Origin of the sequence: Mesorhizobium sp. M0037, assembly GCF_040323635.1 — a bacterium.
GTDB lineage: Bacteria > Pseudomonadota > Alphaproteobacteria > Rhizobiales > Rhizobiaceae > Mesorhizobium.
The window spans coordinates 129,556-139,231 of record NZ_JAMYVB010000018.1 but is presented as its reverse complement, the minus strand read 5'-3'; the positions used below and the strand labels follow the sequence as shown (position 1 = coordinate 139,231).

Genomic DNA, 9,676 nt, shown 5'->3' with positions numbered 1-9,676 from the left:
CGCCGCAGCGCCGCGCCAACCAATCCGCTTGGCGCTGCGGCGGACGCATAGGGGGAGAGAAGTGTCACCTATGTATCCGGTTCAAAGTGTTACCCATCTATCGGCTGGACAAGGGTGAGGGGCAGCGCAACATCAAACATAAATACCCCAACGCCGGTGCCGCCCCTCATCCGGCTGCCGCCACCTTCTCCCCGTATAGTGACGGGGAGAAGGGAGACACTCTGGCAACACTCACCTTCTTCGGTTAGCTTCGCCAAAATTCCTTGGCGGAAGGATGAACCTTTTTGAACCGATCGGCGACAGAGCAGACAGGAGCCAGGCGGCTCGACCGGCCATGACGGCAGCGACCGAGACTGATCGCGCGCTTGTCGACCGGGTCGCGAAGGGCGACCGTGCCGCTGTTCGGCTGCTGTTCATGCGTCACCACGCGCGGGTCTACCGCTTCGTGGTGCGCCAGACGGGATCGGAAATGATGGCCGACGATATCGCAAACGAGGTCTTTCTTGAGCTGTGGCGCCAAGCGCCCGGTTTCGAAGGGCGCTCGGAAGTCTCGACATGGCTGCTCGGCATCGCCCGGTTCAAGGCGCTGTCGATGCTGCGCAAGAAAAAAGAAGACTGGATCGATGACGATGATGCGGCGCAGGTTCCCGATGGCGCCGACACGCCGGAAGTCGCCACCATGAAGGAAGACAAGGGCGCCGCCTTGCGGCGCTTCGTCGATGCCTTGCCGGAGGAACACCGCTCGGTGATCGACCTTGCCTATTACCATGGACAGTCGGTGACGGAGATTGGCGAGGTGCTCGGCATCCCGGTCGCCACCGTCAAGACCCGAATGTTCTACGCCCGCAAGAAACTCGGCGAAGCCCTCAAGGCCGCCGGTTACGACAGGGGGTGGCCATGAGCAATCCTGAAGACATGAGCGCCGCTGAAAAAATGTCGCGCCGTGACGAAATGGAAACGCTGCTGCCGTTCTACCTGAACGGCTCGCTGGAAGGATCGGACCTCGAAGCCGTCGAGGAATGGCTGGCGTCCGATCCGGCGGCGATGGCGGCGCTTGGCGAGGCTGAGGCGGAATTCTCCGGCGCCACCGCCGCCAACGAGGCGATCCGGCCACCGGCCGATGCGCTCGGCCGCTTTGCCAGGGCGCTCGACGCCGAAGCCGGACCGGTCCGCGCTCCCGCGGGCCGTTCCTGGCTGGCGCAGGCACTCGGCCGTTTCATGGCGGTGCCGGTCGGTGTCGCCTGGGCGGCAGCGGCGGTGCTGCTGGCGTTGGTCGTGGTGCAGTCCTACGTGCAGACCGGCGGCAAGAGCCATGATTTCGAGATTGCCGGCGCCGAGGATGATCTGGCGAAACTGCCGTTCGCGCTGGTCAAGTTCAAGCCGGATGCGAAGATGTCCGACATCGCTGTCTTCCTCGACCAGAACGCGCTGAAGATCGCCGGCGGGCCGGCCGCCTCGGGCGTCTTCCGCATTGCCATCCCGGTCAAGACCGGAGCAGACTACACCAGGCTCGTCGGCCTTATTGCCGCCCAGCCGTTCGCGGAGACTGTGATCGAGGGAAGGAAACCGGTTGATGGCAGCTAGGGCGGTCATTCGATTTGCGGCGATCCTGGTGGCGGCGACGACAATCGTTGCCGTGCCGGCGTCGGCGCAGACCAATGATCCCAATGCCGGCCGGGCCGACTGCACCGACGCGGCCGGAGCGGCGGCTGCCGACTGCCCGAAAGACGGCAATGAGGCCAACGTCGGCGGCGAACCAGGCGCAGTTACCCTTCCGGCCCTGATCGTCGACCTGTTTCCCAACCCACCGGCTCCCGTAGCGCCCGTGCCGACGCCGCGGCCGTCAGCGCCGCCTGCCGACACGCAGGCCGGGCCACCCGCCGGCGGGGCGATCGTTTCGCCGACCGATCTTGTCGTGACCGCGCCGCGCCGTGCCATCGCCGGCGAGTTCGTGCCCGACGAGGTGCTGGTGACCGTCGACGGCGATGCCGGCGCCGTCCAGCAGATCGCCGCCTCTTTCGGCCTTGAAGTGCGCTCGCAGCGCCAGTCGCGGCTGCTCGGCACCACGCTGGTGCGCTTCGGCATTCCCGACGGCCGCCCTGTCGGCGCCGTGCTGGCGCAGCTGGCCGCCGATGGCCGCACCCTGCGGCGCGAGCCAAACCATATCTATTCGCTGCAGCAGGCGGCCGGCATCGTCAACTATGCCTTCGAGCGCATTCAGCTCGACAACAAGCAAGCCAGTGGCGAAAACGTGCGCATCGCCGTCATCGACACCGGCATAGACGACACCAATCCGGCGCTGTCCGGCGTCATTGCCGACCAGTTCGACGCCATGCCCAACGTGCCGGTCGAAAAGCGTGACCACGGTACCTCGGTCGACGGGCTGATCGCCGGCGTCGGCGCGCTCGAAGGCATGGCGCCCGGCGCCAGGATCTATCACGCCCGCGCCTTCGAGGACGGCAGGTCGACCATGGATGTCATCCTGTCGGCGCTCGACTGGGCGGCGGACCAGAATGTCAGCATCATCAATATGAGTTTCGTCGGCCCCAAGAACGATCTGCTCGCCACCGCCTGCCGCAATGCGCGCGGGCTCGGCATCATCCTGGTCGCTGCTGCCGGCAACAACGGGCCGAAAGCGCCCTATGGCTACCCCGCCGCCTATGACGGCGTGATCGCGGTCACCGCCACCGACGCCAAGGACGGGCTGATGCAGCAGGCCAATCGCGGCGCTTATGTCTTCATCTCGGCGCCCGGCGTCGAGATGGTGGCGCCGAGCGGCGCCGGCTCTGACGTCGTCACCGGCACCTCGTTTGCCGCCGCGATCGTGTCCGGCGCTATCGCCAATTTGATCCACGCTTCACCCGAGCGCTCCGCCGACGACATCGAAAAGGCGCTGGCCGCCACCGCCAGGGATCTCGGTCCGAAGGGACGGGACAATGATTTCGGTTATGGGCTGCTGGATACGAAGGCGGCGGCGAACAAGTAAACCGGGCGAAATTCGCGCCACCAATTCAGAGCGCCGGGCCCAGCCGGACAGGGCTGCCATCATGGAAGCGTGACAGCCGGAAGCGGCTGAGGTCGTGCCCCGTCTGGTTTCCCTGGATCAGGTCGGCAACGACACGGCCTATGCCAGGCCCGATACCGAAGCCGTGACCGCTCATTCCCGTTGCGACGAAAAGGCTGCCGACTGCCTCAACCCGATCCACGACGGGGACGACGTCGGGCATGGCGTCGATCATGCCACCCCAGCCTGCCTTCAGGCGAACCCTCTCGAACTGCGGAAAGAGACGTCCGAAATTGCGTTCTATCGAACGCAGACCGGCTCGTTCAGGGGGCGGGTTCAGCACCCGCATTTTTTCGAAAGGACTGACGGAATCCGGTGCCCAATCGCGCGGCGTCGACCACGCATCAGGGTAGCCTGACGGCGCGAACGGAAAGTAGCGCGTCCCGAACGGATTGTCCCTGAGGGCGGGAAGGTATTTGGTGGCGTGCCGGAATGCGTCGGGCCCCAAATAAAGCAAATGGCTGCCGCCCGCGGCGAGCGTGTAGCCGCCATCCTGCCGGCGCCGGAACGCGATGTGTTCGTCGGCCGCCGCACCGGCATAGATCTCAGCCAAGGGGTCCGTTGCGGCTGCGGTTACCCTGACGCTGAGCTGGGGGATGGAGATGCCGTGTCTGCGCAAGAACAGAGATGACCAGGCCCCGCCCGCGACCAGCACGCTGGAGGCCTCGACATACCCCGCCTCGGTCCACACGCCCTTGATCTTGCCGCCTGAGATTTCGAGGGTTCGCGCGGCACAATTCTCGACGATTTTGACGCCTTTTCGCGCGGCGAGCCGGGCAAGTGCCGGCACTGCCAGCCAAGGCTCCGCGCGCATGTCGGAGGGCGTCGTCATCGCGCCCTTGAATTTGCGCGACATGCCTTTGATGAGTGCCGCGGTTTCGTCTGCATCCAGGAGACAGGTGTCGAGCGCATGCGTCGCAGCGATCTTCATGAATGCTTCGAAGCCGGCCATGTCCTTGTCGGTCTTCGCCAGGTAGGTCACACCTGTCTGGGTCAGGCCGATGTCCTCGCCGCATTCCTCAGCCAGTTGCCGCCACAGGCGAATAGCCTCTATGACGATGGGCAACTCGTCGGCGTCGCGTCCCTGCTTCCGGATCCAGCCCCAATTGCGGGACGACTGTTCGGCCGCAATGCGTCCTTTTTCCAGCAGCGTCACCGGGATGTTCCGCTGTGCCAGGAAAAGCGCCGTCGTCACACCGATGATGCCGCCACCGACAATGACCACCTCCGACGTTTTCGGCGGTGGGCCAGGATGCCGGATTGGATCCGTTTCGGAGAACGGGAATATGGGCAAGTGGCGCACCCTGAGGACTGGTTGATGGCTCTGGCTTACTGGTTGCCACCCACTCGAAGCCAAATCAAGGACAGGTCCAGGCAGACCGTTGTCCCAACGAAGTCAATCTATCTGCGGGCAACATCCACATGGGTGAACTTGCCCAGCGGAGCAATTGGATTAATCCCTAAACCGGCGCGCCGGCGACCGAGCCTCTCACCACCAGGTCGACAGGCCAGACCTCGCCCCGCGCCCCTTCTTCCAAGCCGGAAATGCGCGCTGCCAGGCGTTCGGCGATGCGGGCGCCGGCGAGGCGGATCGACGAGCGCGTCGTCGACAGCGGCACGGAAAAATTCTCCGGCTTCAGCCATGGAAAGACGTCGTCATGGGCAATCAACGACAGGTCGCCGGGAATGATCAGGCCAAGGTCGCGCACCGCGCGCACGACGCCGAGCGACATGATCAGGCTGGAGCAGGCGATCGCCGTCGGCCGCTCGCTCTGTTCGAGCAGGCGCCTGGCGGCGCGGTAGCCGTTCTCCTCGGTCATGGTGAGTGAACAGACATGGCGCTCGCCGAGCGTCAGGCCGCTCGCGGCCAGCGCCCTGCGCATGCCGCGCTCGCGGTGGATGGCGAAGGTCTCGCGGTCGTCGCCATTGATCAGCGCCAGCCGGCGGTGGCCGAGCTGAACCAGCAGCCGGGCGGCGTCGTGGAAGCCGCCCTCATTGTCGATGTCGGTGAAGGGGTAGTCGAAATCGGAGCCTTCGCTGCGGCCATGGACGATGAAGGGAATGCCGAGCGTGTTGACCAGCGCCACCCGCCGGTCGGCCGGGCGCGGCGAGGAGATGTAGACGGCGTCGACCTGGCGGTTGGCGACGATGCGGCGATAGGTGGTTTCCTGGTCGTCGGCATCGGCCGGCGACAGCACCAGGTCGAGCTCGTGCGAGCGGGCATAGTCGCCGAGGCCGGAGAGGAATTCGACGAAATGCGGGTCGATGTCGACGGAGGCGCCCGTCGGCAGGACATAGCCGATCATGCCCGTCTTGCCGGTCGCCAATCGGCGCGCGCTCGGATTGGGCCGGTAGCCGTGGCGCTTGGCGGCATCCACCACGCGCCGGCGGGTTTCCTCGTTGACCTCCGGATAGCCGTTGAGCGCACGGCTTACCGTTGTCTGCGACAGGGCCAGCATATGAGAGAGCTGCTTCAGGTTCACTGGGAGGCCTCCAAGCCTCAAAGCGCTTTTAATTTTGAAGCCACGCGGCGCCACAACGGGCGCGGCCAAGCTGGTCGACCATACGCACTGGTCCGGCCAGTTTGAAGCTTAATACGCTGCTGCACCGCCGTAAAACTATGCTGCAGTGCACTTTACCAAGTCTTCCAGCTCGAAATTAAATCGATTAGCCCACCGCCCTCTTGACTTCCAGCCGATTCAATGGCGAGATCAAAAAAACCAAAGCGCTTTGGAAGACTCTTCGAAAGGTTGCGGTTCCTTTCTGAACGAGTCACAGTCCTGCAGCGTCGGCGGGCGGAATGGAGGTTCCGTCCGGGTGTATGTGTCCACACTGGGAGGAATACCGATGAAGAAGATGCTTCTGCTTGGCGCAGCGTTTGCCACGCTCGCCTTGTCCCTGCCGGCGCAAGCCGAACTGAAGTTCAAGCCCGGGGAAGACAAGCGCTTCAACTGGGCCAATTACGAAGAGCTGAAGAAGGTCGATCTCAAGGGCGAGACGCTGACCATCTTCGGGCCCTGGCGCGGCGAGGACGAAGGCCTCATCCGCACTGTTCTCGAATATTTTCAGGAAGCCACCGGCGCCGAGATCAAGTACTCCTCGTCGGAAAATTACGAACAGCAGATCGTCATCGATACCCAGGCCGGCAGCCCGCCCAATATCGCCGTACTGCCGCAGCCGGGCCTGATCCAGGATCTGGCGTCCAAGGGCCTTTTGACGCCGCTGGGCGACGACACCGCCAAATGGATCAAGGACAATTACGGCGCCGGCCAGTCATGGGTCGATCTCGGCACCTTCAAGGACAAGGACGGCAAGCCGGGCTTCTTCGCCTTCCCCTACAAGGCCGACGTGAAATCGCTGGTCTGGTATTCGCCCGACAATTTCGAGGAAGCCGGCTACAAGGTTCCCAAGACCCAGGAAGAGCTCGCCGACCTCGAGAAGAAGATCATCGCCGACGGCGGCACGCCGTGGTGCATCGGCCTCGGCTCAGGCGGCGCTACCGGCTGGCCGGCGACCGACTGGGTCGAAGACATCATGCTGCGCACCCAGGCGCCCGACGTGTATGACAAGTGGGTAAAGAACGAGATCCCGTTCAACGATCCGGCGGTGGTCAACGCCATCGACATTTTCGGCAAGATCGCGACCGACGACAAGATGGTCGACGGTGGGGCCAAGGCGGTTGCCGCGACCGACTTCCGCGACAGCCCGAAGGGCCTCTTCTCGGTGCCGCCGAAATGCTACCTGCACCATCAGGCATCGTTCATCCCGACCTTCTTCCCGGAAGGCACAAAGGTTGGACAGGACGCCGACTTCTTTTACTTCCCGCCCTATGCATCCAAGCCCGAGCTGGGCACGCCTGTGCTCGGCGCCGGCACGCTGGCCATGATCACCAAGGATTCGAAGGGTGCACGCGCGTTCATCGAATTCCTGAAAATGCCGCTGGCACATGAAATCTGGATGGCCCAGGGCGGCTTCGTCACGCCGCTCAAGTCGGTCAACAAGGATGCCTATGCCAGCGACGCGCTGAAGAAGCAGGGCGATATCCTCGCCAATGCCTCGACCTTCCGCTTCGACGGTTCGGACCTGATGCCGGGCAAGATCGGCGCCGGCGCCTTCTGGACCGGCATGATCGATCTGGTCGGCGGCAAGTCGGCGCAGGATGTCGCCACCGACATCCAGAAGAGCTGGGACGCTATCAAGTAGTCAGCTGGCAAGCAGTCAGCTGGCAAGTAACCACTGCCAAGTGTTCAGCCGCTTTGGCGGCAAATTCAGGACTTCCTCCACAGATTGGATCCGGGCCGCTATGGCCCGGATCCGACCGGCGCCTTACGCCGGACCGATTTGCGTTCGTTCGTTTCAGAATAACTTAAATCGGCGCAGAGCCACATCGCCAGGGCTGTTCAAGGCCCGGCCGATCATGCGCAGGGAAGAGGGACCCATGGCTGCTCAGATCTTATCGGCCATTTTTGTCATCATCATCGGCGTCGGCGGCTGCGTCGCCTATTTCTGGGGCGCCAACAAGCTGGTCGACCTGATATTCCCGTCGCGCGGCGTGGCCGGGGCTGCGGCCATCGACAATCTGCGCCGGCAAGGACTGGTCCGTCCGTGGCTGTTCGTCGGCCCGGCGATGATCATCCTCACCGTCTACCTGATCTATCCGGTGGTGGCGACGCTCTGGCTGTCCTTCCTCGACCGCGGCGGCCAGCATTTTGTCGGCTTCGCCAACTATGAATGGGCGTTCGGCGACCGCGAGTTCCGCAACTCGATCCTGAATAACATCATCTGGCTCGCGGTGGTGCCCGCCGCCTGCACCTTTCTAGGGCTGATAATCGCCGTGCTCACTGACAAGATCTGGTGGGGCACGATCGCCAAGAGCCTGATTTTCCTGCCGCTGGCGATCTCCTTCGTCGGCGCCAGCGTGATCTGGAAATTCATCTACGAATATCGCGGCGAGGGCCAGACGCAGATCGGTCTGCTCAACGCCATCATCCAGTATTTCGGCGGTCAGCCGCAGGTCTGGATATCGCTGCCGTTCTGGAACAATTTCTTCCTGATGATCATCCTGATCTGGATCCAGACCGGCTTTGCCATGGTCATCCTGTCTTCGGCGTTGCGCGGCATCCCCGAAGAGACGCTTGAAGCCGCGGTCATCGACGGCGCCAATCCGTTCCAGATCTTCTGGAAGATCATGGTGCCGCAGATCTGGGGCACCATCGCCGTGGTCTGGACGACGATCACCATCCTGGTGCTGAAAGTGTTCGACATCGTGCTGACCATGACCAATGGCCAGTGGAACAGCCAGGTGCTGGCCAATCTGATGTTCGACTGGATGTTCCGCGGCGGCGGCGATTTCGGCCGCGGCGCCACCATCGCCATCATCATCATGATCGCGGTCATCCCGATCATGGTCTGGAACATCCGCCAGGCGAACAAAGAGACGGGAGGACATTGAGATGGCCGTCGCGACCGGAAAGTCCTTTGCCAGCCGCTTCGGCGTCCACATCGCCGTGCTCGTCTTCGTCGCCATCTGGACCGTGCCGACGCTCGGCATCCTGGTCTCGTCACTGCGCGACAAGGACCAGATCATCGCCTCGGGCTGGTGGAACTCGTTCTCCAGCTCCAGCCAGACCGAAGCCGGCCGCCTGCCGCCGGCCTCGGCGCAGGTCGAGAAGGACGGCAAGTTCGTGCTTGCCGGCAACATCTTCGGCGACGGTGCTGCGCGCAACATCAGCGCCTTCGGCGTCAAGTCGGCGGCACCGACGCAATATCCGGCCGGCACCACTGCCGATCTCGGCGACGGCGTGACCTTGCAGCTCAATGCCGACGGAACGTTCGTCATGAGTTCGCCCAAGGCTTTCGAAGGCGACCGTGGCCAGCGCGTCTATTACGCCTCGTCGGCGCCACCGAAATTCACCACCGACAATTACAAGACCGTGCTGTTTTCGGAGGGTATCGGCCGCTCGTTCATAAACTCGCTGACCGTCACCATCCCGGCGACGGTCATCCCGATCCTGATCGCCGCCTTCGCCGCCTATGCATTGGCGTGGATGCGTTTTCCCGGCCGCGCCTTGCTGATCGCCACAATCATCGGCCTGCTGGTCGTGCCGCTGCAGATGTCCTTGATCCCGCTTTTGAAGATCTACAACGGCGTCGGCATCTTCTTCGGTGTGCCGTCGAAAACCTATCTCGGCATCTGGCTGGCGCATACCGGCTTCGGCCTGCCCTTCGCCATCTATCTCCTGCGCAGCTATATTGCCGGCCTGCCGCGCGAGATCATGGAATCGGCGCGTATCGACGGCGCCAGCGATTTCGAAATCTTCGTCAAGATCGTGCTGCCGCTGTCCTTCCCGGTGCTGGCGTCCTTTGCAATCTTCCAGTTCCTGTGGGTGTGGAACGATTTGTTGGTGGCAATGGTTTTCCTCGGTACCGAAGGGGACCAGATCGTGCTGACCGCGAAGCTCAACGCGCTGCTCGGCTCGCGCGGCGGCGACTGGGAAATCCTGACGACATCGGCCTTCGTCACCATTATCGTGCCGCTGATCGTGTTCTTCTCGCTGCAGCGCTATTTCGTCCGCGGGCTGCTGGCCGGCTCGGTCAAAGGAGGTTGAGACT

The 9,676-nt window shown here is 63.4% G+C and carries 9 protein-coding genes; 7 read left to right on the top strand and 2 right to left on the bottom strand.

Annotation, left to right across the window (positions count from 1 at the left end; translation table 11 throughout):
* From NKJ78_RS24510 to NKJ78_RS24495, 4 genes are all read left to right on the top strand, one after another.
* Positions 1-248 (top strand): hypothetical protein (locus NKJ78_RS24510; RefSeq protein ID WP_352562657.1); only part of this gene is annotated, 248 nt, incomplete at its 5' end.
* 86 nt (positions 249-334) lie between these two features.
* Complete coding sequence (locus NKJ78_RS24505; RefSeq protein ID WP_023683483.1) at positions 335-901, top strand: sigma-70 family RNA polymerase sigma factor; 567 nt, start codon at positions 335-337, stop codon at positions 899-901.
* A 14-nt stretch (positions 902-915) separates the two neighbouring features.
* Entirely contained in the window at positions 916-1,584 is a 669-nt protein-coding gene (locus NKJ78_RS24500; protein ID WP_352562659.1) for an anti-sigma factor, read from the top strand.
* A complete protein-coding gene (locus NKJ78_RS24495) occupies positions 1,574-2,986 on the top strand; it encodes a S8 family serine peptidase (protein ID WP_352459305.1) in 1,413 nt (470 codons plus the stop codon). The genes NKJ78_RS24500 and NKJ78_RS24495 overlap by 11 nt, the downstream gene beginning before the upstream one ends.
* Positions 2,987-3,011: 25 nt before the next feature.
* Here NKJ78_RS24495 and NKJ78_RS24490 read toward each other — a convergent pair whose 3' ends face one another.
* Both NKJ78_RS24490 and NKJ78_RS24485 read right to left on the bottom strand, forming a co-directional pair.
* The gene (locus tag NKJ78_RS24490; RefSeq protein ID WP_352459304.1) at positions 3,012-4,358 is read right to left on the bottom strand and encodes an NAD(P)/FAD-dependent oxidoreductase; all 1,347 of its coding nucleotides are present in this window, start codon (positions 4,356-4,358) and stop codon (positions 3,012-3,014) included.
* Between the two features lie 166 nt (positions 4,359-4,524).
* On the bottom strand, positions 4,525-5,547 hold the full coding sequence (locus NKJ78_RS24485) for a substrate-binding domain-containing protein (protein ID WP_352459303.1): 1,023 nt from the start codon (positions 5,545-5,547) through the stop codon (positions 4,525-4,527).
* A gap of 364 nt (positions 5,548-5,911) precedes the next feature.
* Between NKJ78_RS24485 and NKJ78_RS24480 the strand changes: the two genes are divergently transcribed.
* From NKJ78_RS24480 to NKJ78_RS24470, 3 genes are all read left to right on the top strand, one after another.
* The gene (locus tag NKJ78_RS24480) at positions 5,912-7,267 is read left to right on the top strand and encodes an ABC transporter substrate-binding protein (RefSeq protein ID WP_023668892.1); all 1,356 of its coding nucleotides are present in this window, start codon (positions 5,912-5,914) and stop codon (positions 7,265-7,267) included.
* 235 nt (positions 7,268-7,502) lie between these two features.
* Complete coding sequence (locus NKJ78_RS24475) at positions 7,503-8,516, top strand: carbohydrate ABC transporter permease (RefSeq protein ID WP_023668891.1); 1,014 nt, start codon at positions 7,503-7,505, stop codon at positions 8,514-8,516.
* 1 nt (position 8,517) lies between these two features.
* Positions 8,518-9,672, top strand: a complete 1,155-nt coding sequence (locus NKJ78_RS24470) for a carbohydrate ABC transporter permease (protein ID WP_023715517.1) — start codon at positions 8,518-8,520, stop codon at positions 9,670-9,672.
* Positions 9,673-9,676: the final 4 nt, after the last annotated feature.